The sequence below is a fragment of the Azoarcus sp. Soil_N_20 genome, assembly GCF_057656155.1.
The window spans coordinates 363,464-384,885 of sequence record NZ_JBDGKX010000002.1 but is presented as its reverse complement, the minus strand read 5'-3'; the positions used below and the strand labels follow the sequence as shown (position 1 = coordinate 384,885).

Annotated in this window: 21 protein-coding genes; 6 read left to right on the top strand and 15 right to left on the bottom strand. The window is 66.2% G+C overall.

The genetic code is table 11. From position 1 onward, the window contains the following. Window positions 1–8: 8 nt before the first annotated feature. The 12 genes from AC3A35_RS06330 to AC3A35_RS06275 all read right to left on the bottom strand — a co-directional run bounded on the left by AC3A35_RS06330 (window position 9) and on the right by AC3A35_RS06275 (window position 12,045). Window positions 9–989, bottom strand: a complete 981-nt coding sequence (locus AC3A35_RS06330; RefSeq protein WP_487435108.1) for an NADPH:quinone oxidoreductase family protein — start codon at window positions 987–989, stop codon at window positions 9–11. A gap of 30 nt (window positions 990–1,019) precedes the next feature. After that, window positions 1,020–1,826 carry an enoyl-CoA hydratase/isomerase family protein gene (locus AC3A35_RS06325; RefSeq protein ID WP_487435107.1) on the bottom strand — a complete coding sequence of 269 codons (807 nt, stop codon included), beginning with the start codon at window positions 1,824–1,826 and terminating at the stop codon, window positions 1,020–1,022. A 39-nt stretch (window positions 1,827–1,865) separates the two neighbouring features. Beyond that, window positions 1,866–3,056, bottom strand: a complete 1,191-nt coding sequence (locus AC3A35_RS06320; protein WP_487435105.1) for an alpha/beta fold hydrolase — start codon at window positions 3,054–3,056, stop codon at window positions 1,866–1,868. 1 nt (window position 3,057) lies between these two features. Continuing rightward, on the bottom strand, window positions 3,058–3,771 hold the full coding sequence (locus tag AC3A35_RS06315) for an ABC transporter ATP-binding protein (RefSeq protein ID WP_487435104.1): 714 nt from the start codon (window positions 3,769–3,771) through the stop codon (window positions 3,058–3,060). Next, window positions 3,764–4,504: an ABC transporter ATP-binding protein gene (locus AC3A35_RS06310; RefSeq protein ID WP_487435375.1), complete on the bottom strand. Its 741-nt coding sequence runs from the start codon at window positions 4,502–4,504 to the stop codon at window positions 3,764–3,766. The genes AC3A35_RS06315 and AC3A35_RS06310 overlap by 8 nt, the downstream gene beginning before the upstream one ends. Before the next feature lie 61 nt (window positions 4,505–4,565). Then, a complete protein-coding gene (locus AC3A35_RS06305; RefSeq protein ID WP_487435103.1) occupies window positions 4,566–5,546 on the bottom strand; it encodes a branched-chain amino acid ABC transporter permease in 981 nt (326 codons plus the stop codon). Between the two features lie 6 nt (window positions 5,547–5,552). Beyond that, window positions 5,553–6,419, bottom strand: coding sequence for a branched-chain amino acid ABC transporter permease (locus AC3A35_RS06300; protein WP_487435102.1), 867 nt, complete (start codon window positions 6,417–6,419; stop codon window positions 5,553–5,555). Window positions 6,420–6,485: 66 nt separating this feature from the next. Continuing rightward, window positions 6,486–7,673, bottom strand: a complete 1,188-nt coding sequence (locus AC3A35_RS06295; RefSeq protein ID WP_487435100.1) for an ABC transporter substrate-binding protein — start codon at window positions 7,671–7,673, stop codon at window positions 6,486–6,488. A gap of 58 nt (window positions 7,674–7,731) precedes the next feature. Then, window positions 7,732–8,244 (bottom strand): hemerythrin domain-containing protein, encoded by a 513-nt coding sequence (locus tag AC3A35_RS06290; protein ID WP_487435099.1) that lies wholly within the window; start codon window positions 8,242–8,244, stop codon window positions 7,732–7,734. A 16-nt stretch (window positions 8,245–8,260) separates the two neighbouring features. Further along, window positions 8,261–9,859 carry a benzoate-CoA ligase family protein gene (locus AC3A35_RS06285; protein ID WP_487435098.1) on the bottom strand — a complete coding sequence of 533 codons (1,599 nt, stop codon included), beginning with the start codon at window positions 9,857–9,859 and terminating at the stop codon, window positions 8,261–8,263. 106 nt (window positions 9,860–9,965) lie between these two features. After that, complete coding sequence (locus AC3A35_RS06280; RefSeq protein WP_487435097.1) at window positions 9,966–10,433, bottom strand: 4-hydroxylaminobenzoate lyase; 468 nt, start codon at window positions 10,431–10,433, stop codon at window positions 9,966–9,968. A gap of 34 nt (window positions 10,434–10,467) precedes the next feature. Then, a complete protein-coding gene (locus tag AC3A35_RS06275; RefSeq protein WP_487435096.1) occupies window positions 10,468–12,045 on the bottom strand; it encodes a 3,4-dehydroadipyl-CoA semialdehyde dehydrogenase in 1,578 nt (525 codons plus the stop codon). A 308-nt stretch (window positions 12,046–12,353) separates the two neighbouring features. On the opposite strand from AC3A35_RS06275, the gene AC3A35_RS06270 reads away from it, so the two are divergent. The 6 genes from AC3A35_RS06270 to AC3A35_RS06245 all read left to right on the top strand — a co-directional run bounded on the left by AC3A35_RS06270 (window position 12,354) and on the right by AC3A35_RS06245 (window position 20,027). Beyond that, window positions 12,354–13,265, top strand: coding sequence for a helix-turn-helix transcriptional regulator (locus AC3A35_RS06270; protein WP_487435095.1), 912 nt, complete (start codon window positions 12,354–12,356; stop codon window positions 13,263–13,265). Window positions 13,266–13,289: 24 nt separating this feature from the next. After that, on the top strand, window positions 13,290–14,963 hold the full coding sequence (gene boxC / locus AC3A35_RS06265; protein WP_487435094.1) for a 2,3-epoxybenzoyl-CoA dihydrolase: 1,674 nt from the start codon (window positions 13,290–13,292) through the stop codon (window positions 14,961–14,963). A gap of 214 nt (window positions 14,964–15,177) precedes the next feature. Further along, window positions 15,178–16,599 carry a benzoyl-CoA 2,3-epoxidase subunit BoxB gene (gene boxB, locus AC3A35_RS06260; RefSeq protein ID WP_487435093.1) on the top strand — a complete coding sequence of 474 codons (1,422 nt, stop codon included), beginning with the start codon at window positions 15,178–15,180 and terminating at the stop codon, window positions 16,597–16,599. A gap of 224 nt (window positions 16,600–16,823) precedes the next feature. Further along, window positions 16,824–18,071 (top strand): benzoyl-CoA 2,3-epoxidase subunit BoxA, encoded by a 1,248-nt coding sequence (gene boxA / locus AC3A35_RS06255; protein WP_487435092.1) that lies wholly within the window; start codon window positions 16,824–16,826, stop codon window positions 18,069–18,071. 117 nt (window positions 18,072–18,188) lie between these two features. Continuing rightward, window positions 18,189–19,397, top strand: coding sequence for a 3-oxoadipyl-CoA thiolase (pcaF, locus tag AC3A35_RS06250; protein WP_487435091.1), 1,209 nt, complete (start codon window positions 18,189–18,191; stop codon window positions 19,395–19,397). Between the two features lie 48 nt (window positions 19,398–19,445). After that, a complete protein-coding gene (locus AC3A35_RS06245; protein WP_487435090.1) occupies window positions 19,446–20,027 on the top strand; it encodes a hemerythrin domain-containing protein in 582 nt (193 codons plus the stop codon). A 182-nt stretch (window positions 20,028–20,209) separates the two neighbouring features. Here the strand turns inward: AC3A35_RS06245 and AC3A35_RS06240 are convergent, their stop codons facing one another. The 3 genes from AC3A35_RS06240 to AC3A35_RS06230 are packed head-to-tail and all read right to left on the bottom strand — an operon-like array spanning window position 20,210 to window position 21,401. Beyond that, entirely contained in the window at window positions 20,210–20,512 is a 303-nt protein-coding gene (locus AC3A35_RS06240) for a cytochrome C oxidase subunit IV family protein (protein WP_487435088.1), read from the bottom strand. A 17-nt stretch (window positions 20,513–20,529) separates the two neighbouring features. Continuing rightward, window positions 20,530–21,114 (bottom strand): cytochrome c oxidase subunit 3, encoded by a 585-nt coding sequence (locus AC3A35_RS06235; protein ID WP_487435374.1) that lies wholly within the window; start codon window positions 21,112–21,114, stop codon window positions 20,530–20,532. 53 nt (window positions 21,115–21,167) lie between these two features. Next, on the bottom strand, window positions 21,168–21,401 hold the full coding sequence (locus AC3A35_RS06230; RefSeq protein WP_487435373.1) for a DUF3079 domain-containing protein: 234 nt from the start codon (window positions 21,399–21,401) through the stop codon (window positions 21,168–21,170). Window positions 21,402–21,422: the final 21 nt, after the last annotated feature.

Sequence of the window (21,422 nt, the reverse complement as noted above, 5' to 3'; positions counted from 1 at the left end):
GTTTTTTGTCAGTTGGCGGGCAGTACGATGAGCTTGCCGGCAACCTTGCGGCCGGCCAGGGCCTGCATCGCCGCGACCGCGCCGTCGAGCCCGCAGGTGGCGGTGATCGGCGGGGCGAGGCTGCCGTCGGCAAAGCAGGCCAGCACGTCGGCAACCTGGCGCGCGGCTTCGTCCGGCTCGCGCCGCATCAGCTCGTCCCAGAACACGCCGGACAGCTCGCAGCCCTTGAGCAGCAGCAGATTGGCCGGGATACGCGGGATCTCGCCGGCGGCAAAGCCGATCACCAACACCCGCCCGCGCCAGGCGGTGGCACGCAGCGCAGCCTCGGTGTAGGGACCGCCGACCACATCGACGACGATGTCGGCACCCTGCCCGCCGGTGGCGGCCTTGACCGCGTCCTTCAGATCCGACGTGGTGTAGTCGATCAGCACGTCGGCGCCGTGCTTGCGGCACAGCGCCAGGCGCTCGGCACTGCCGGCGGCGGCGATCACCCGCGCACCGGCCGCTTTCGCGATCTGCACCGCGGCGAGACCGACGCCACCGGCGGCACCGAGCACCAGCACGGTCTCGCCCGCCTTGATCCGGGCCCGATCATGGAGGCCGAACCAGGCAGTGCCGTAGGTCACCAGTCCGGCGGCGACGGCCTCGAAGCTCACCGCCGCGGGCAGCGGCCAGGTCTGGCTCGCCCTGGCGCGGCAGACCTCGGCGTAGCCGCCGTAGGAGGTGAACGCACAGACGCGGTCGCCCGGTCGAACGTGGGTCACGCCCTCGCCCACCGCCGCCACGATCCCGCCGACCTCGCCGCCGGGCGAGAACGGAAAGCCCGGCTTGACCTGGTACTTGCCCTGCACGATCAGGGTGTCGTAAAAGTTGATGCCGGCGGCGCCGACGCGGATCGTAACTTCGCCCGCGGCCGGCTGCGGTTCGGGCAGGTCGCCGACGGTCAGGCGCTCGAGCGGCGCGAATTCAGTGCAGATCAGGGCGCGCATGGCAGGCTCCGGGCATCGAATCGGGGCGCATCAGAACGGCGCACCGGCGGGGAACTCGGGCGGGCGACGCTCGCGCACCGCGGCCAGGCCTTCGCGCACCTCGGGACCGGTGAAGCCGAGCATCTCGAGGGCCACCGAGTTGTCGAAGATCGGCCCGGCCTGGCGCAGCCAGTTGTTGAGGCTGTGCTTGGTCCAGCGCAGCGCGGTTTGCGGCCCGGCGGCGAGCTTGCGCGCGGTGTCCAGCGCGGTGTCCATCAGCGCGTCGGCATCGACGGCCATCGACACCAGGCCGATGCGCTCGGCCTCTTCGCCGCTGATCTCGTTCGACAGCAGCAGGTGGAGCTTGGCCTTGGCCATGCCGCACAGCAGCGGCCAGATGATCGCGGCGTGGTCGCCGGCGGCCACCCCGAGCCGGGTGTGGCCGTCGATCAGGCGCGCGTTCCTGGCCGCGATCGAGATGTCGGCCATCAGCGCCACCGCCAGCCCGCCGCCGACCGCCGGGCCGTTGATCGCGGAGACGATGATCTTCGAGCAGTTGATCATGTTGTAGACGATGTCGCGCGCTTCCTTCCACACCCGGGCGCGGTGCTCGAAGCTGTCGACCATGTCGCCGACCAGTTCCAGCGTGCCGCCGCCGGAGAAACCCTTGCCTTGGCCACGCACGACGATGACCGAGACATCCGGGTCGCGATCGAGGTCGCGCCAGATATCGGCCAGCTCGCCATGACCGCCATGGTCGGCCACCGGCAGCTTGCCGTCACGGCCCATGACGAGTTCGACGATGCCGCGTTCGTGGCGGATGAGTTCGAGCGAGGTATAGCGGGAATAGTCCATCATCGTTCCGGTTCGCTTAGGGCTTAAGGTCAGGGCTCAAGGTCAGGGCTTGAGATAGGCGGCAAACCTGGGCCGCCAGAAGTCATCGGAGATCGGCACCGGGCGCAGGGTCTCCATCGACGCCAGCACCACCTTCAGTTGTGCGCGCACGCGCAACTGCTCGCCGGCATGGGCCCCGATCTCGAGCTTGAGCGAGGCATTGCCGATCTCGGCCACCTGCAGTCTGAAGGTCAGCAGGTCGCCGTAGCGCGAGGGCGCGAGGTACTCGACCTCGAGCCGCACGATGGGGATACCGAGGCCGTGGTCTTCGTGCAGGGCATGAAAATCGATGCCGATGCCGTCGGCGAACCAGTCCTCGACCACCTCGTTGAACAGCTCCACATAGCGCGGGTAGAACACGATGCCGGCCGGATCGCAGTGGGAGAAGCGGATGCGCTTGACCCGCTCGTAGGAAGTGGCGGGCTTGTCCACGACCCGGTCGATGAAGGCCAGCACGGCGTCGATCACCGCCTGCGGCTGATCCTTGTGCGGCGAGTGGCGGCAGTCGGCGAGCTTGACCAGATCGACATCCTTCACCTGGGCGGCGATGCGGTCGATCTGATCCATGGTGCCGTACTCGTCATCCTCGCCCTGGATCGCGAGCACCGGGCACTGGATGCGCGGCAGGTATTCCTCGATGTTCCAGGCGCGAAAGTCGGGATGCAGCCAGATGTCGTTCCAGCCCCGGAACACGGCGTCGACGTGCTGGTGGTGCTTGCCCAGCCGGGTCGGCAGATCGGTGCTGACGTAGGCCTCTTTGGCCTGGGCGATGCTCGTTACCGAAATTTCCTCGACCAGCACGTGCGGTGCCATCACGACGATGCCCGCAAGCGGGGTGTCGGTGCCGCCGGCGCACAGCAGCGAGATCGAGCCGCCATCGGAATGCCCGAGCAGGATCGGTTTGTCGAGTCCGAGTTCGTCGAGCAGCGCCGGCAGTACTGCCAGCCCCTCGTCGTGCATGTAGTTCACCGCGCGCGGCAGCGTGGCCGGGTCGGAGCGGCCATAGCCGGCGCGCGAATACACGATCGCCTCGCATCCGGTGGCGTCGGCGATCTGCTGCGGAAAATCGCGCCACATCGAGATCGAGCCCAGGCCCTCATGCAGGAAGACGATCGCCGGCGCCCCCTCGCGTGGATGGGAGGACGGCAGGCGGACATACTCGAGGCGGATGCCGTTGATGCTGACAGTCTTCAATTCAGACTCCGAGATGTCTCTGGATGAGTTCGGGATTGTTGCGCACCTCTTCGCTCGGTCCGTCGAACACGACCTGGCCCTTGACCACGATCATCGAGCGGTCGGTGATCGAGGTCACCGCGGCGTGATTCTTGTCCACGATCACGGTGGCGATGCCGCTGTCGCGGATCTCGCGGATCACCCGCCAGATCTCGCGCACGATCAGCGGCGCCAGGCCCTCGGTAGCTTCGTCGAGGATCAGCAGGTCGGGATTGGTCATCAGCGCGCGGCCGATGGTGAGCATCTGCTGCTCGCCGCCGGAGAGCTGGCCGCCGCCGTTGTTGATGCGCTCGGCCAGGCGCGGAAAGGTGCTCATGACCCGGTCGAAGGTCCAGTCACACTGGCCGTCGACACCCGGGCGGGCCGCCATCATCAGGTTTTCGCGCACCGACAGGTTGGGGAAGATGCCCCGCCCCTCGGGCACGTAGGCGATGCCCTGGCGCGCGATCTTGAACGTGGGGCCGCCGGTCATGACGTCGCCGCGCACGCTCACGGTGCCGTGACGCGGCTTGACCAGGCCGAGCATGGAGCGGATCAGCGTGGTCTTGCCCATGCCGTTGCGCCCCATCAGGCCCAGCGTCTCGCCCTGGTGGATGCGGAAATCGACCCCGTGCAGGATGTGGCTGGAGCCGTAGTAGGTGTGCAGCTCTTTTGCTTCCAGAAGTACATTAGACATGGCCTTCCCCCAGGTAGGCGGTCTGCACGTCCGCACTGTTGCGGATCTGCTCGGGCGGGCCGGACTCGAGCACCACGCCGTTGACCATGACGGTGATCGTGTCGGCGACCGCGAACACCGCGTCCATGTCGTGCTCGACGAGCAGGATGGCGCGATTCTTCTTCAGTCCCTTCAGCAGTTCGACCATCTGCGCCGACTCCTCCGAGCCCATGCCGGCCAGCGGCTCGTCGAGCAGCAGCACGGTGGCGTCGGTGGCGAGCACCATCGCAATTTCGAGCTGGCGCTGCTCGCCGTGCGACATGGTGCCGGCGATGCGATCCTCGCGCCCGGCCAGGCCGGCCTCGAGGATGGCGGCTCGGGCGCGGTCGACGGTGTCGGCGAGGCCGAGCGCGTCGGTAAAGATCTTCCACGGCCGCGGGTTACGCGACTGCGCGGCGAGGCGGCAGTTCTCGAGCACGGTGAAGCCGGGGAAGATGTTGGTGCGCTGGTAGCTGCGGCCGATGCCGATGCGCGAACGCTGCGCCGCGCTCAGTCTGGTGATGTCGCGGCCGCCGAGCAGGATGCGCCCTTCGGACGGCGGCAGGTCGCCCGACAGCATGTTGATGCAGGTCGATTTGCCCGCACCGTTGGGCCCGAGCAGCGCATGCAGCTTGCCGCGCTCGAGGGTCAGGCACACGTCCTGGTTGGCCGCGAGCCCGCCGAAGCGACGGGTCAGCTTGTCGGCCACCATCATCGCCTCACCCGGCACCGCGGCACTGGCGCCGGCCACGACCGTCGGGCCGGCAATCGTCATCTCAGCCATTGTCGCGCTCCCCGTTGACCCTTTTGATGATGCGTCTCGGCAGGGCCGACAGCCCGCCAGGCATGAACAGCACCGCGGCGACAATGACGCCGCCCATCAGCAGCTGCCAATGCTTGGTCCAGTCGGAGAACAGTTCCTGCAGGCCGACGAAGGCGAAGGCGCCGATCACCGCGCCGGCCAGGTTGCCCATGCCGCCGAGGATGACCATCATCAGCACGTTGCCCGACTGGTGCCAGGACAGGTACTCCGGGGTGACGAAACCGAACAGCACCGCGTACAGAAAGCCCGCCACCCCGGCGAGCCCGCCGGCCAGCGTGAACGCTGCGAGTTTGTAGCGGAAGGTGAGGTAACCGAGCGACTGCATGCGGTGCTCGTTGCTGCGGATGCCCACCAGCACGCGACCGAAGGGCGAGCGCAGCACCAGGGTCAGGAACACGAACACCGCCACCAGCGCGACCACCACGAAGTAATACAGTTGGAGCGGCTCGTTGAGATCGAACGGGACCCAGCCGGCGATGCTCGCATCGGGCTTGAAGTTCACATAGATGCCGTCCGAGCCGCCACCGAGCGCGGTGTCGTGGAAGATGAAGTACACCATCTGGGCGAAGGCCAGCGTCACCATGATGAAGTAGATGCCCTTGGTGCGCAGCACGAACAAACCGATCACGAAGGCCGCGGCTGCCGCCGCCAGCACCGAGGCCGGCAGCGCGATCCAGAAGTCGGCCGGATCGTACTTGGGCGTGAGCAGCGCGACCGTATACGCGGCGATGCCGAAGTAGGCCGCGTGCCCGAGGCTGACCAGGCCGGTGAAGCCGACCAGCAGGTCCAGGCTCATGGCGAAGATGCCCAGGATCAGGATCTTGGCCAGCATCTCGGTATAGAAGCTCGAGCCGAAGGCCGGGTAGGCAATCAGCCCGACCAGCACCACGAGCTTGAGCGCGAGGGCGATGCGGAAACTGTTTTGTGGATTCATCTTGCCTTACCCTTTCCTGAAGATGCCTTCGGGGCGCCACAACAGCACCACGGCCATGACCAGGTACACCGCGAGACCGGCGAAGTCGGGCACCAGCACCTTGCCGAAAGTGTCGGCGAAGCCGATCAGCAAGGCCGCGACCAGCGCGCCCCATACCGAGCCGATGCCGCCGATGACGACGATCACGAAGGAGATGATCAGCACGCTGCCGCCCATGCCGGGATAGACCGACGAGATCGGTGCGGCGAGCATGCCGGCCAGTGCCGCCAGCGCCACGCCGAGCGCGAACACGGTGCGGTACAGCATGTTGATGTCGATCCCGAGCGCCTGGACCATGTCACGGTCGTGGCTGCCGGCGCGGATCATCATCCCCAGCCGGGTGCGCTGCATCAGCCACCACAGGCCGCCGGCGAGTGCGAGACAGACCACCGAGATCAGCAGCCGGTAGACCGGGTAGGACAAGGTGTCCGACAGCGGAATCGAGGCCGAGAACATGGCCGGGATGTCGACGCCGTGCACGTCGTCGCCCATGGTCAGGCTGCGCAGCTCCTCGAAGATCAGGATCAGGCCGTAGGTGAGCAGCACCTGCTCGAGGTGATCGCGTTTGTACAGGTGGGCGAACAGCAGCCATTCGAGCAGCGCGCCAAAGGCGAACGCGAGCGGAATGCCGAGCGCGATCGACAACATCAGGTTGCCGGTCATGCTGGTGAGCGCGAACGCGAGGTAGGCGCCGATCATGTAGAAGCTGCCGTGCGCCAGATTGATGATGCCCATGATGCCGAACACCAGCGTCAGGCCGCTTGCCACCAGGAACAGCAGCAGGCCGTATTGCAGTGCGTTCAGGATCTGGATCAGAAACGTCGTGAAATCCATGTGCCTTCCCCTCCGGGCGCCGCGTGGGCGCCCGGATACGGTTGGGTTGATGCGGGCCCGAAAGGCTTACATGCGGCAGCCGCGGGCGGGGTCGGCGAGCTTGGGCGCGGCGATGCCGACCACCTTGTTCTCCTGCCCCTCGGCCTTGCGCAGATAGATGTCCTGCACCGGGTTGTGGGCCTTGGACAGGGTGAAGGCACCACGCGGGCTGTCCACCGTGGCCGCTGCCATCGCCTTGATCATCGCCTCCTGCTCGAGCTTGCCGCCCTTGACCGCGTCGAGACCGGACTTGAGCATCTGCGCCGCGTCGTAGCCCTGCACCGCATACACGTCGGGCGGCATCTTGTAGGTGCTCGCATAGGTGCTGCGGAAGCTCTTGTCCTTGGCGTTGTCGAGACCGTCGGCGTAGTGCAGCGCGGTCAGCAGGCCTTCGCCCGAACCGCCCATCGCCGCCAGCGTGCCGTCGGTCAGGAAGCCGCTCGAATACAGCGGGATGCTGGCCTTGAGGCCGGCCGCGTCGTAGTCCTTGACGAACTTGACCGCGCCACCGCCGGCGAAGAACACATACACCGCATCCGGCTTGATCGAGGCGATCTCGGTCAGCAGGGCCTGGAACTCGACCCCCGGGAAGGGCAGCGTGAGCTGCTTGACCACCTTGCCGCCACCACTCTCGAAAGCCTTGGCGAAGCCGTTGGTCGCCTCTTCGCCGGCGGCGTACTTCCAGGTCAGGGTGACCGCGGTCTTGTGGCCGCGCTCGGCGGCGACCTTGCCCATCGCATAGCCCGGCTGCCAGTTGCTGAACGAGCTGCGGAACACGTTGGGCGCGCACAGCGGGCCGGTGAGTTCATCGGCGCCGGCATTGGGGATGATCATCAGGGTCTTGTTGTCACGGGCGACCTTGGCCATGGCCAGGGCCACGCCGGAGTGCACCGTCCCCACCAGCACGTCGACTTCGTCGCGCTTGACCAGCTTGTTGGCGTTCTCGGTGGCCTTGGCCGGATCCGACTCGTCATCGACGACGAAGTATTCGACCTCGCGCCCGGCCAGGTTACCGCCCTGTTCAGCCACGTACTGCTTGAAGCCGTTGGTGATGGCATTGCCCAGCGCGGCATAGGTGCCGGTGTAGGGCAGCATCAGACCGACCTTGATCTTCTCGGCTGCGTGGGCCGCGCCGAGCGGAGCGAACGTGCCGACGGCCAGACCGACCAGTGCGGCGATGGTGCGCAGGGTATTGCGTCGTTGTTGCTTTTTCATTCTTGTCTCCTCATGTTTTTCGATGAACGGGTGGCAGCCATACCACCACCCCAAGCCTTTACCAGGCCTGACTCCGGTTGGCCATGAAGGCCGCCTGGATTGCTTCCCAGTCCTCGCCGGTCAAATGCTGCTCGGCCAGCGGCAGGACCACCTCCTCTTCTTTTCTCATATGTTCCCACAGGAACTCGGCATAGGCCCTGAGGCTGCGCTCGAAACCGGCGAGCTCGCCGCTCTCGCGGTAGGCCTCCATCGCCTTGCGCACCGACGCGAGCAAGGTGGCGCAGACGTTGTGTTGACCTTCGAGCTCGTCGAGGATGGTGTCGGCCTCGGCGGTTCTCATCCGCAGCAGGCGGAACAGATACTCGTCCTCCTTGGGATGGTGCACCCGGTCGGGAATGGTCTCGATATAGTCGAACATTGCATGGAACAAGGGGAAGTCGGGTTTATCCCGACCCTCGCGCACCGCCTCGAGATGGGCCTGCAGGCCCTTGAGCACGGCGCCCATCGACTGGTGTTCGTCCTTGATGATGCCGATGGCCTGAAGCATGGCGTCTTGTGTCTTTGCGGTCATGGTGTCGGCTCCCGGTTCAGCGTGCGGACGCGGCGCGCAGTTTGAAACGCTGGATCTTGCCGGTGGCGGTCTTGGGCAGTTCGTCGACGAACTCCATCCAGCGCGGATATTTGTAGGGTGCAAGCTCGCGCTTGACATGGGCCTTGAGCGCCTCGCGCAGCGCATCGTCCGCCTTCAGCCCGGGCTTGAGCACGATGTAGGCCTTGGGCTTGATCAGCCTGTCCTCGTCCTCGCACCCCACCACCGCAGCCTCAAGCACGGCCTCGTGGCCGATCAGCGCCGACTCGACCTCGATCGGCGACACGTAGATGCCGCTGACCTTGAGCATGTCGTCGCTGCGCCCGGAATAGACATAGTAGCCGTCGGCATCGACCTGGTACTTGTCGCCGCTGCGCGTCCATTGTCCCTGGAAGGTGTGCCGGGTCTTCTCGCGGTTGTTCCAGTAACAGGCCGCCGCGGTCGGGCCGCTGATCTGCAGTTCGCCCGGCTCGCCGGGTGCGGTGACCTCGTTGCCCTCGTCGTCGATCAGGCGCACCGCATAGCCGGGCACCGGTTTGCCGGTGGTGCCGTAGCGCACGTCGCCGGCGCGGTTGGACAGGAAGATGTGCAGCATCTCGGTGGAGCCGATGCCGTCGAGAATGTCGACGCCGAAGCGCTCGGTCCACCGCTTGCCGATCTCCTGCGGCAGCGCCTCGCCCGCCGAGGTACAGGCGCGCAGGCGCATCTCGTCGCGGGTCGGACAGTCGGGGCTGGCGAGCATCGACGCGTACAGCGTGGGCACGCCGTAGAAGATGGTCGGACGGTGGGTGCGCAGGCGTTCGAACACCGCCGCCGGGGTCGGCCGCTCGGCCATCAGCACCGCGGTGGCCCCGACCGCCAGCGGGAAGGTCAGGCCGTTGCCCAGCCCGTAGGCGAAGAACAGCTTGGCGGCGGAGAACACCACGTCGTTCTCGGCTATGCCGATCACCGGGCGGGCATACAGTTCGGCGGTCTGGATCAGGCTGGAGTGGATATGCACCGTGCCCTTGGGGGCGCCGGTCGAACCCGAAGAATAGAGCCAGAAACAGGCATCGTCCGCCAGCGTCGCCGCAGCTTCGAACACCTCGGCGCCACCGTCGAGCAGGGTCGCGAGGCTGTCCGGACCGGGGTTGGCCGTGCCGGCAACAATGATGCGCTCGAGCGTCGGCACCTTGCCGAGCAGGGGCTGAAACAGCGGCAGCAGCGCGGCCGACACCACCGCGATGCGGGCACGGCTGTCGGTCAGCATGTACTCGTAGTCGTGCGCGGTGAGCAGGGTGTTGACCGCGATCGGCACCACGCCGGCCCTGATCGCGCCGAGGAACACGGTGGGAAATTCGATCGTGTCGTGCACGCACATCAGGATGCGGTCTTCCTGGCGCAGCCCGGCAGTGCCGCGCAAGGCGCTGGCGCAGCGATTGATCCGGCGCGCGAGCTCATCGTAGGTGTAGCTGCCACCATCGTCGATATAGGCGAGCTTGCTGCCGCGCCCGGCGATCAGGTTGCGGGCGATGAGATCGTCGGCGGCGTTGTACTGCCGAGGAATCTCGATACGGGGCGGACTCGTGGCGTGGTCCGCCGCACTCAGGGTGGGCATCGTCTGTCTCCTCTTTGTTGTTGCGCGACCGCTTCGGTCTTGCCGCGGTGCCCCCGACCGGTCTTGGTGCCGGTATGTGGAGCGGGTTTCGTGATCTTGCTGTGGCTTACTGCCGGGTGAATTCGATTGCGCCTTGCGGCAGCAGATAGAGGACATGAGCGCGCCCTGAGCTGACCGTCGGGCGGTGCACCGTGCCGGGACCGTACACGAACCAGCCGGCACCATGGCCGTCGAACTTCGCGTCGCCCTCGAGCGGCATGATCATGTCGATTTCGCCGTTGGGGTGGGCGTGCTGCGGCCCGACCACATCGGCCATCTCGACCACGTCGACGCTGTAGCCGTGCAGTTCCGGACAGGGCTTGATCACGCGGCCGTACTTGATGCCGCCGTGTTCGCGCTCGCACATCCAGCCGGCAGCCACGGCCTCGCGGCAGGCCGCGGCGATCGCCTGGAACTCGGGGCCGGTCGCGGGAAAGCGCTGGTTGAGGAAGGTCGCCAGCGCGGCATCGACCGGCATGCCGTCGATCGCGCCCGTCACTTTGGCAATCAGGGCCTGGAAGGATTCAGGGGTCATCGGAGCTCTCCTGTGGGATTAGAGGGATGGATGGTCAGGCGCCGAGCAACGCGGCGTCCGCCGAAGCCGCGCTCAGCGCATCGAGCAGCGCCGGACCACCCTGCACCACGTAGCGGCGGTGATACATCGCCAGCGCGCGCAGTCCGCCGAGTTCTTCGCCGCCGCCGGCGCGCCCCGCCCCGCCATGCAGGCAGGAAGGCATCACGTTGCCGTGGCCGGTGTGCTGGCTGCCGACCGCGGCATCGACCACCATGACCCGTCCATGCAGTTCGGCAATCCCCGGCACCAGTTCGCCCAGAAAGCCGGCATCGGCCGAATACACCGACGCCACCAGCGAGCCCCGCCCGCGGCGGGCGATCGCGACCGCCTCGGCGGTGTCGCCGTAGGGCAGCACCGTGGCCACCGGCCCGAAGACCTCCACATCGTGTACATATATGGCAGCCAGACCCTTGTCGCAGAACAGCAGGGTGGGCTGGACAAAGGCGGCAACGGCCGGATCGGCATCCACCGGACTGAAAGCTTCACCGCCGCCGAACACGAGTTCGGCATCCTGGCGCAGTTTCGCCAGCCCCTCGAAGGCCGCCGCCTGTTGCGCGCGGCTGACCAGCGGACCGACGCGCACGCCTTCGCTGCGCGGGTTGCCGACAGTCATGCCGGCCAGCTTCGCCGCGACCGCATCGGCCAACGCACGGGCGTTCGCCGCCGGCACCAGGATGCGGCGGATCGCGGTGCACTTCTGCCCAGTCTTGATCGTCAACTCGCGCACGATCTCTTTCACCGCGAGATCGAACTCGGCACTGCCGGGCACGGCGTCGGGCCCGAGGATGGCGCTGTTTACGCTGTCCGCCTCGACATTGAGCCGTACCGAGTTGGCCACCACCGCCGGATGGGTGCGGATGCGGGCAGCGGTATCGGCCGAACCGGTAAAGGAGACCACGTCGCATTCGCCGACATGGTCGAGCAGGTCGCGCGCCGAGCCGCACACGATGTTGAGCGCGCCCGGCGGCAGGATGCCGGCGGCGACCACGTCCTGCACCATGCGCTGGGTCAGCCAGGCGGTCGGCGTGGCCGGCTTGACCAGCACCGGCACACCGGCGAGCAGCGCCGGCGCAGCCTTCTCCCACAAGCCCCAGGCGGGGAAGTTGAAGGCATTGATGAAGATCGCGACCCCGCTCAGCGGGGTCAGGAAATGCTGCCCCTGGAAGGCATCGGTCTTGGCCAGCGCCACGCGCCCGCCTTCCTTCAGATGCGTCGCCGCACCGAGCACCTTGCCCGCGCGGGCATAGGTTTTGAGCGTGAAGATCGCGCCATCGACGTCGAACCCGGCGTCGGCAGCGCTGGAGCCGGAGTTGCGCAGCGAGATGTCGAAATAGGCATCGCGGTTGGCGGCAAGCACTTCGGCGACGCGCCCGAGTAAGGCTGCACGCGCCTCGTAGCTCATTGCCCGCAAGGCCGCCCCGCCCTGCTCGCGGGCGAAGGCCAGGCCGGCGCCGATATCGAGGCCGTCGGACGAAACCCGCACCAGTTCTTCACCGCTCACCGGGTCAACGAGGGCGATACCCTCGCCCGCGCCTTCCAGCCACTGCCCATTCATATGGTTCGCCAGCTTCACTCTGTCTCCTTCGGGGGTCGATACCACGGTCTGCGCCGCGCAAGATGAAGTAAAGCGCATCTATCGCGCTTCAGCTTGGATATAGAATACACCCACCGAAGTTTGCGTCAAGCACTTTAGTGCATGTTTCCAATCAACATCGCTTGCTGCATTGCACTATAGATCAGCATCTCCAAGCAACCTATAGTGGCAACTGCGATTCATCTCTACATGAACTGCACTAAACTGCACTTTACCTCTTGACGCCGTTTTTTTGATGCACTATTGTTCAACAACGCCGTGCAGTTTTCTGCACAAGGACATCCGACATGAACGCCAGGACCGAGATCGCCAACAACGCCCCCATCGAGCAGGAAGCCCGCCACACCGACGAACGCGGTGACGGCGAGTTTCTGATGGCGCTCGGCAAGCGCGTCCGCGAGATCCGCGACCGCCGCGGCATGACGCGCAAGCTGGTGGCACGCGAGGCGGCCGTATCGGAACGCCACCTCGCCCACCTCGAAGCGGGCGAAGGCAACGTCTCCATCGTGCTGCTGCGTCACATCAGCCGCGCGCTGGATGTATCGCTGATCGAACTGCTGGCGCCGGAAGCGGAGGACACGGTCGAGAAGCGCCTGATCCGTCGCTTCCTCGAGCGCCTGCCGCAGCACCGCCTGGAAGAAGTGGTGTTCCGCCTGATGCGCGACTTCGGTCACGAGGAAGCGGTGCGGCGCAAGCGCATCGCCCTGATCGGCCTGCGCGGTGCGGGCAAGTCGACCCTGGGCGGCAAGCTCGCCAACGAGATGGGCGTGCCCTTCATCGAACTCGACCGCGAGATCGAGCGCGAAACCGGCATGCCGGCGCGCGAACTGTTCGCGCTGTACGGCCAGGCCGGCTATCGCCGGATCGAGCATCGCACGCTCGAGCGCCTGTTCCGCGAGCAGGACAAGGGCGTGATCTCGGTCGGTGGCGGCGCAGTGTCGCAGCCGGAAACCTACGACCTGCTGCTGTCGAACTGCCTGACCGTGTGGGTGAAGGCGCAGCCGGAAGAACACATGGCCCGCGTACTGGCCCAGGGCGACCTGCGGCCGATGGCGGGCAACGACGAGGCGATGGAAGACCTCAAGCGCATTCTCGAGGCGCGCGAATCGCTCTACGCCAGGGCCGACACCGTGGTCGACACCTCGGGCGAGACCGTGGAGCAGAGTTTCATGAAGTTACGACAGCTCGTCATGAGCTGACCCCCCAAGAAGAGGAGACAGAAAGTGGAAGCAGCAATCGCCAACAAGCAGGAAGCCGTGGATACCGTGGATTACCGTACGGAGCCCTCGCGCTACAAGCACTGGAAGCTCGACGTCAATGGCGAAGTCGCCACCCTGACCCTGAACATCGACGAAGACGGCGGCATCCGCCCGGGCTACAAGCTCAAGCTGAACTCGTACGACCTCGGCGTGGACATCGAACTGCACGACGCGCTGCAGCGCATCCGCTTCGAACACCCGGTCGTCAAGAGCGTGGTGTTCACCTCCGGCAAGCCGAAGATCTTCTGTTCCGGCGCCAACATCTACATGCTGGGCGTCTCGTCCCACGCCTGGAAGGTGAACTTCTGCAAGTTCACCAATGAAACCCGCAACGGACTCGAGGATGCCAGCCAGTACTCCGGCATCAAGTCGATCGCCGCGTGCAACGGCACCACCGCCGGTGGCGGCTACGAGCTGGCGCTGGCGTGCGACGAGATCGTGCTGGTCGACGACCGCAACTCGTCTGTCTCGCTGCCCGAAGTGCCGCTGCTCGGCGTGCTGCCCGGCACCGGCGGCCTGACCCGTGTCACCGACAAGCGCAAGGTTCGTCGCGATCACGCCGACATCTTCTGCACCATCTCCGAAGGCGTGCGCGGTCAGCGTGCCAAGGACTGGCGCCTGGTCGACGACGTGGTCAAGGCGCAGCAATTCGGCGAGCACATCGCCCAGCGTGCCGCCGAACTGGCCAAGGGCTCGATCCGTCCGGCTCAGGCCAAGGGTGTGGCCCTGCCGAAACTGGAACGCACGGTCGACGCCACCGGTTACCACTACGAGTTCGTCGATGCCGCGATCGACGCCGCTGGCCGCACCGTGACTCTGACCGTGCGCGCACCGGCCGCCGTCACCGCGAGCACCACTGCCGAGATCGAAGCCGAAGGCGCCAACTGGTGGCCGCTGAAAATGGCACGCGAACTCGACGACGCGATCCTGAACCTGCGCACCAATCACCTCGACATCGGCCTGTGGCAGCTGCGCACCGAGGGCGACGCCCAGGTGGTGATGGACATCGACGCCACCCTCGTCGGCAACCAGGACAACTGGTTCGTGCGTGAAACCATGGGCATGCTGCGCCGCACGCTGGCCCGCATCGACGTGTCGTCGCGCAGCCTGTACGCGCTGATCGAGCCGGGCTCGTGCTTCGCCGGCACCCTGCTCGAGATCGCGCTCGCCGCCGACCGCAGCTTCATGCTCGACACCACCGACGCACCGAACGCGATCGGCCTGACCGCAATGAACTTCGGCCCGCTGCCGATGGTGAATGGCCTGTCGCGCATCGACGCCCGCTTCTACCAGGAAGAGGCCCCGATCGCCGCGGTGAAGGCACGCGAAGGCAGCCAGCTGACTGCGGCCGAGGCCTTCGAGCTCGGTCTGGTGACCTCGATCCCCGACGACCTCGACTGGGCCGACGAAGTGCGGATCGCGATCGAAGAGCGCGCCGCGCTGTCGCCGGACGCGCTGACCGGGCTGGAAGCCAACCTGCGCTTCGGCATCACCGAAACGATGAACACCCGCATCTTCGGTCGCCTGTCCGCGTGGCAGAACTGGATCTTCATCCGCCCGAACGCGGTCGGCGCGAACGGTGCACTGAAGCTGTTCGGATCGGGCAAGAAGGCCCAGTTCGACTGGAACCGGGTTTAAGGAAACCGCCCCCCGGCGCGCGTCCGTAGGGCGGGTTTCAGCCCGCCAGCCCGCGCCGGGGGGGGAAAACGAATCCCTCGTTCAGCCGCGTGGCAAGCCGTCCCTCTGCCGTTGCAGTCGGCGCCTTGACGCGGTTCAGGAGGTCAGTAGCAGAAAGCGGAGCCGTGGCCCGGAGGCCAGGTCCGAATCGTCAAAACCAGAGGAGTAGCGAGACATGATCAACTACAGCGACCGCATCCCGAACAACGTCAACCTGTCGGAGAACAAGACCCTGCAGCGTGCCCTCGAGCACTGGCAGCCGGCCTTCCTGCAGTGGTGGGACGACATGGGTCCGGACAACTCGACCAACTACGACGTGTATCTGCGCACCGCGGTCAGCGTCGACCCGACCGGCTGGGCCCACTTCGACCACGTCAAGATGCCCGACTACCGCTGGGGCATCTTCCTGACCCCGCAGGAGCAGAACAAGAAGATCACCTTCGGCGACCATAAGGGCGACGACGTGTGGCAGGAAGTGCCGGGCGAATACCGCTCCACCCTGCGCCGCATCATCGTGACCCAGGGCGACACCGAGCCGGCATCGGTCGAGCAGCAGCGCCACCTCGGTCTCACCGCGCCGTCGCTGTACGATCTGCGCAACCTGTTCCAGGTGAACGTCGAGGAAGGCCGCCACCTGTGGGCCATGGTCTACCTGCTGCACGCCCACTTCGGCCGCGACGGCCGCGAGGAAGGCGAGGCCCTGCTCGAGCGCCGTTCCGGTGACGAGGACAATCCCCGCATCCTGACCGCGTTCAACGAGAAGACGCCCGACTGGCTCAGCTTCTTCATGTTCACCTTCATCACCGACCGCGACGGCAAGTACCAGCTCGCCTCGCTGGCCGAGTCGGCCTTCGACCCGCTGGCGCGTACCTGCAAGTTCATGCTGACCGAAGAAGCGCACCACCTCTTCGTCGGTGAGTCCGGCATCGCCCGCATCATCCAGCGCACCTGCGAAGTGATGCAGCAACTGAAGACCGACGACAAGGACAAGCTGCGCGCCGCCGGCGTGATCGACCTGCCGACGCTGCAGAAGTACCTGAACTTCCACTTCAGCGTGACCAGCGACCTGTACGGCAACGAAGTGTCGTCGAACGCCGCGACCTACTACACCACCGGGTTGAAGGGCCGTTTCGAGGAAACCAAGATCGATGACGACCACAAGCTGATGAACAACGAGTACGAAGTGATGGACGTCGCCGGCGACAAGATCGGCAGCCGCCACGTCGCCGCCCTGTCGGCGCTCAACGAGCGCCTGCGCGACGACTGGATCACCGACGTGCAGGCCGGCGTCGACCGCTGGAACCGCATCCCGGCCAAGTTCGGCTTCGACTTCAAGTTCACCCTGCCGCACAAGGGCTTCCACCGCGCGATCGGCATGTTCTCCGACGTGCATGTGAGCCCGGACGGCCGCCTGCTGTCGGAAGTCGAATGGACCCACAAGCACCTGCAGTGGCTGCCCAGCGACGAGGACCGTCTGTACGTTCATTCGCTGATGGGGCGCTGTCTGGAGCCGGGCAAGTTCGCCAACTGGATTGCGGCGCCGGGTCGCGGCATCAACAACCAGCCGATCAACTTCGAGTACGTGCGGTTTAATTAACAGCAGGCGGGCATTGGAGGGTTCCTCCCCCTTCAAGGGGGAGGACAGGAGGGGGATGGGTTTTCATCGGCGCCGCTCAAACCACCCATCCCCACCCCAACCCGGGAGTCTCCGCTACGCTCGGCCGCTCCGGCGGCGCGCAGCGATGCTCCGCGAAACCCCGCCTCCGCCCCCTTGAAGGGGAGGGCGACAACCTCACACACCCTACGGAGAAAGGAGACAACATGAACGCGCCAGCAGAGCACGCCAACATCGCCCGGCAACACCTGATCGATCCGGAGATCTGCATTCGCTGCAATACCTGCGAGGAGATCTGTCCGGTTGACGCCATCACCCACGACGCGCGCAACTACGTCGTCAAGTTCGACGTCTGCAACGGCTGCCTGGCCTGCATTTCGCCCTGTCCGACCGGCGCGATCGACTCCTGGCGCAATGTCGAATCCGCAGCATCCTATTCGCTCGACGACCAGCTCGGCTGGGACGTCCTGCCCGACACCCGCGACCTCGACAAGTTCGAGGCCAGCACCGGCGCGGCTGCCAACGAGACGCCGGCCGAAGTGCAGCAGATCACCGACGTCGCCACCGCCGGCCATGGTGGCCCGGCGCTCGCACCGTGGTCCGCGTCGCACCCCTATGTGAACCTGTACTCGCCGGCCACCCCGGTCACCGCCACCGTCACCGGCAACTACCGCCTGACCGCGGAAGACGCCTCCAGCGACATCCACCACGTGGTGCTCGACTTCGGCGCGACCCCCTTCCCGGTGCTCGAAGGCCAGTCGATCGGCATCATCCCGCCCGGCACCGACGACAGGGGCAAGCCCCACCTGCTGCGCATGTACTCGGTGGCCAGCCCGCGCGAAGGCGAGCGCCCGCATCACAACAACCTGTCGCTCACGGTCAAGCGCGTCGCCGAAGACCACGAAGGCAAGCCGGCCAAGGGCGTCGCCTCGAACTACGTGTGCGACCTCAAGAAGGGCGACAAGGTGCAGGTCACCGGCCCCTACGGCTCGACCTTCCTGATGCCGAACAATCCCGGTTCGTCGATCATGATGATCTGCACCGGCACCGGCTCGGCGCCGATGCGGGCGATGACCGAGCGCCGCCGGCGGCGCATGGAGCTCAAGGAAGGTGGCGAGCTGCTGCTGTTCTTCGGCGCCCGCTCACCCGGCGAACTGCCCTACTTCGGCCCGCTGCAGAAGCTGCCCAAGGACTTCATCGACATCAACTTCGCGTTCTCGCGCGTACCGGACGAGCCCAAGATGTACGTCCAGGACCGCATCCGCGAGCGAGCCGACAAGGTGTTCAAGATGCTCACCGACGACAACGCCTACATCTACATCTGCGGCCTGAAGGGCATGGAAGCGGGCGTACTCGAAGCCTTCCGCGACATCTGCCGCGCCAACGGCATCGACTGGGAAGCACTGCGCCCGCAGATTCTTGCCAAGGGCCGCTTCCATATTGAAACGTACTGAGCGAAACGTGCTGGGCATTTTTTCTCCAGAGGGTTGTCTCCAACTCTCTCCTTCCGGGCGGGCGTGGCAACGCGCCCCCCGCTTTTCTTCAGACGAAGACTGACCGACCGATACGCCATGACCGCCACCGTCTATCTCTGCGACGCCATCCGCACCCCGTTCGGCCGCTACGGCGGCATGCTCTCGTCCCTGCGCACCGACGACCTCGCCGCGCTGCCGATCAAGGCCCTGATGGCGCGCAACGCGGGCGTCGACTGGTCTCAGGTCGACGACGTCATCTACGGCTGCGCCAACCAGGCCGGCGAAGACAACCGCAACGTCGCGCGCATGGCCGCGCTGCTGGCCGGCCTGCCGGTCGAGGTGCCCGGCAGCACCGTCAACCGCCTGTGTGGCTCCAGCCTCGACGCCATCGGCAGCGCCGCGCGCGCGATCGCCGGCGGCGAAGCCGCGCTGATGATCGCCGGCGGGGTCGAGAGCATGAGCCGCGCCCCCTTCGTGCTGGCCAAGGCCGACACCGCGTTCTCGCGCAGCGCAAGGATCGAGGACACCACCATCGGCTGGCGCTTCGTCAACCCGCTGATGAAAGCGCAATACGGCGTGGATTCCATGCCCGAGACCGCCGAGAACGTCGCCACCGACTTCAACGTCAGCCGTGCCGACCAGGACGCCCTCGCCCTGCGCAGCCAGCAGCGCTGGGCGGCCGCCGCCGAACGCGGCTTCTTCGCGCGCGAGATCGTCGCGGTCGACATCCCGCGCAAGAAGGGTGAGCCTGAGCGCATGCACGCCGACGAACATCCCCGCCCCGACACCACGCTCGAAATGCTCGCCAGGCTCAAGGGGGTGGTCCGCCCCGACGGCTCGGTGACCGCCGGCAACGCCTCCGGCGTCAATGACGGCGCCGCCGCGGTGCTGCTCGCCTCCGAAGCCGCGGTCAAGCGCCACGGCCTCACCCCGCGCGCGCGCATCCTCGGCGCCGCCGCGGCCGGGGTGGCGCCACGCATCATGGGCATCGGCCCGGCACCCGCCTCGCTCAAGCTGCTCGCCCGCCTCGGCATGAAGATCGGCGACTTCGATGTCATCGAACTCAACGAAGCCTTCGCCGCCCAGGCGCTGGCGGTGACCCGCCAGCTCGGACTGCCCGACGGAGCCGACCACGTCAACCCGAACGGCGGCGCGATCGCCATCGGCCATCCGCTCGGCGCCTCCGGTGCACGCCTGGTGACCACCGCCTTGAATCAGCTCGAAACCAGCGGCGGCCGCTACGGCCTGGCGACCATGTGCATCGGCGTCGGCCAGGGCATCGCGCTCGCGATCGAACGCGTGTAAACATCGACCGACGCCACAACGATAAACCGGGAAAGTGAGGAGAACACCGTGAGACCCGAAGCCATCCAGATCATCAAGGACGAACACCTCGCAATCAGCGCGGTGCTGTATTCGCTGCGCCACCTGGTCAGGCAGATGCGCGCCGGCGCCGCTGCCAATTTCCCGCTGTTGAAGGCGATCCTCGACTACGTCGTGTCCTACCCCGACCGCTGGCACCATCCGAAGGAAGACAAGTACCTGTTCGCCGCGGTCAAGCGCCGCACCCACGAGGCCGACGCGCTGATCGCCAAGCTCGAACGCGAACACCAGCTCGGCTATCCGATGATGGAAGCGCTCAAGAAACAGCTGACCGCGTTCCAGAACGGCGACGCCGCGGCGCGCGAGCAGTTCTTCGCCACTGCCGAGCACTATGCCGAACTCGAGTGGGCCCACCTCTCGACCGAAGAAGACGTGTTCATGCCGATTGCCGAACGCGTGCTCACCGCCGAGGACTGGGACGAGATCAACACCGCCTTCCGCGAGAACGACAACCCGCTGTTCGGGATCAAGCCCAAGGAAGAAGCCGAGGCGCTGTACCAGAAGATTCTCGCGCTGGCCCCGGCACCGATGGGCTTCGGCCCTGCGGCCTGACACCCGCGCCGTCCCGGCTTCGATCAGCACGCAGGGACAAGCAGCGCCGACGCAAGCGACTCAGTGCGCGCCGCGATCTCGCCCCGCGGCGGCCCGCACGAAAGACGGGGCATGCAGGTGCAATGCCGATCGAATGGCGCGGCAGCGGCGGTGGTTCACGCCCCGCCATCGCCAGCCGCATCTCATAGCGTCGTCCACCGGGCGAGACGCTCGCCCAGCCAGGCGGAGAGCAGCAGCCAGATCGGAACGAAGGCGATGAAGGCCCGGAGCACCCACTGGATGAACGGATGGGCATGATTCGCCTCGATGAAGTAACGCGCGATCAGCGTTCCCTTGACCCATACGAGGGCGGCAATCGCCAGCGGCAGCCACGAGGCACCGTGATACCACTGCCCGGCACCGAGGCTCCCGAGGGTCAACATCACGAGCAGCAACCAGGCGCCGGCAAGCGTGAGGCCACTTGTGCGAGAAGCTTGCGCGCGCATCTGAGCCGTCCTCCTGATCAAACCAGTACGTAACACAGCGAGAAAATGATCAGCCAGATCATGTCCGTCACATGCCAGTAGCAGGCCAGGGCCTCCAGGCCGGAATGCTCGGATGCGTCGTAGGCCCCGGCAAGATTCCGCGCCAAAACCCACAGGATGCCGAGAATGCCCCAGAAGCCATGCACCAGGTGGGTCAGCGTCAGGTAGTAGTACACCGTGAAGAAAATGCCGGAATTGCCACGAATGCCATGTGACAGATTCCAGTCGAACTCCAGATACTTGAGCAGGGGATAGCCGAGCGCCAGCACCAGACCGCCGGTGAGCCACAGCAGCGATCGCCCCCGCGCGCCAGCGCGGATCGCATGCACCGACAACGCGAGAAACAGGCTGCTGGTGAGCAGCAGCAAGGTGATCGCAGTGCCCGCCACCTGCGACAGCCGCGTGTGGCCCGCTTCGAACGCCGCTGGAAAATGGGCACGGGCAATGAAGTACACCGTAAACAGGACGGCAAACTCGACCAGCACGCAGGTGATGCCCACCCAGATACCCTTGTTGCCCGGGACGCGAAACGGTCGCGCGGGTCCACGCGCATCCGGGCGCACCGCATCGCGACGGGCTTGCGGGCGGGTGACGGGATCGAGACTCAGGACATCGTTCAGCACTTCGCGCTATCCGCGCTTGCGCAAAGCACTGGCGGGTCCTCGGCTTCGTCTGGCACGTCGAGGCCCCAATCGCCCCACCGGTACCAATCGTCCCCCAGCATCTCGGCCGGGTGCAGCGTACGACCCGAACCATTTCCGCAGTTCAGCGAATCGGCCGGACAATACTTGTCGCACCCCCAGCAGATTCGCTCGGGATGTTTGGGATGAAGGGGGAATTTTCTGGCCATTCGCGGAGAAGTGCGCACTTG

Bases quoted from the DNA above. Each gene is read 5' to 3' on its own strand.
- AC3A35_RS06300 (WP_487435102.1), bottom strand. From the start codon at position 6,419: ATGGATTTCACGACGTTTCTGATCCAGATCCTGAACGCACTGCAATAC.
- AC3A35_RS06290 (WP_487435099.1), bottom strand. From the start codon at position 8,244: ATGACCGCAAAGACACAAGACGCCATGCTTCAGGCCATCGGCATCATC.
- pcaF (WP_487435091.1), top strand. From the start codon at position 18,189: ATGACCGCCACCGTCTATCTCTGCGACGCCATCCGCACCCCGTTCGGC.
- AC3A35_RS06270 (WP_487435095.1), top strand. From the start codon at position 12,354: ATGAACGCCAGGACCGAGATCGCCAACAACGCCCCCATCGAGCAGGAA.
- AC3A35_RS06285 (WP_487435098.1), bottom strand. From the start codon at position 9,859: ATGCCCACCCTGAGTGCGGCGGACCACGCCACGAGTCCGCCCCGTATC.
- AC3A35_RS06330 (WP_487435108.1), bottom strand. From the start codon at position 989: ATGCGCGCCCTGATCTGCACTGAATTCGCGCCGCTCGAGCGCCTGACC.
- AC3A35_RS06240 (WP_487435088.1), bottom strand. From the start codon at position 20,512: ATGCGCGCGCAAGCTTCTCGCACAAGTGGCCTCACGCTTGCCGGCGCC.
- AC3A35_RS06310 (WP_487435375.1), bottom strand. From the start codon at position 4,504: ATGATGGTGGCCGACAAGCTGACCCGTCGCTTCGGCGGGCTCGCGGCC.
- AC3A35_RS06305 (WP_487435103.1), bottom strand. From the start codon at position 5,546: ATGAATCCACAAAACAGTTTCCGCATCGCCCTCGCGCTCAAGCTCGTG.
- boxB (WP_487435093.1), top strand. From the start codon at position 15,178: ATGATCAACTACAGCGACCGCATCCCGAACAACGTCAACCTGTCGGAG.
- AC3A35_RS06295 (WP_487435100.1), bottom strand. From the start codon at position 7,673: ATGAAAAAGCAACAACGACGCAATACCCTGCGCACCATCGCCGCACTG.
- boxA (WP_487435092.1), top strand. From the start codon at position 16,824: ATGAACGCGCCAGCAGAGCACGCCAACATCGCCCGGCAACACCTGATC.
- AC3A35_RS06280 (WP_487435097.1), bottom strand. From the start codon at position 10,433: ATGACCCCTGAATCCTTCCAGGCCCTGATTGCCAAAGTGACGGGCGCG.
- AC3A35_RS06325 (WP_487435107.1), bottom strand. From the start codon at position 1,826: ATGATGGACTATTCCCGCTATACCTCGCTCGAACTCATCCGCCACGAA.
- AC3A35_RS06315 (WP_487435104.1), bottom strand. From the start codon at position 3,771: ATGTCTAATGTACTTCTGGAAGCAAAAGAGCTGCACACCTACTACGGC.
- AC3A35_RS06230 (WP_487435373.1), bottom strand. From the start codon at position 21,401: ATGGCCAGAAAATTCCCCCTTCATCCCAAACATCCCGAGCGAATCTGC.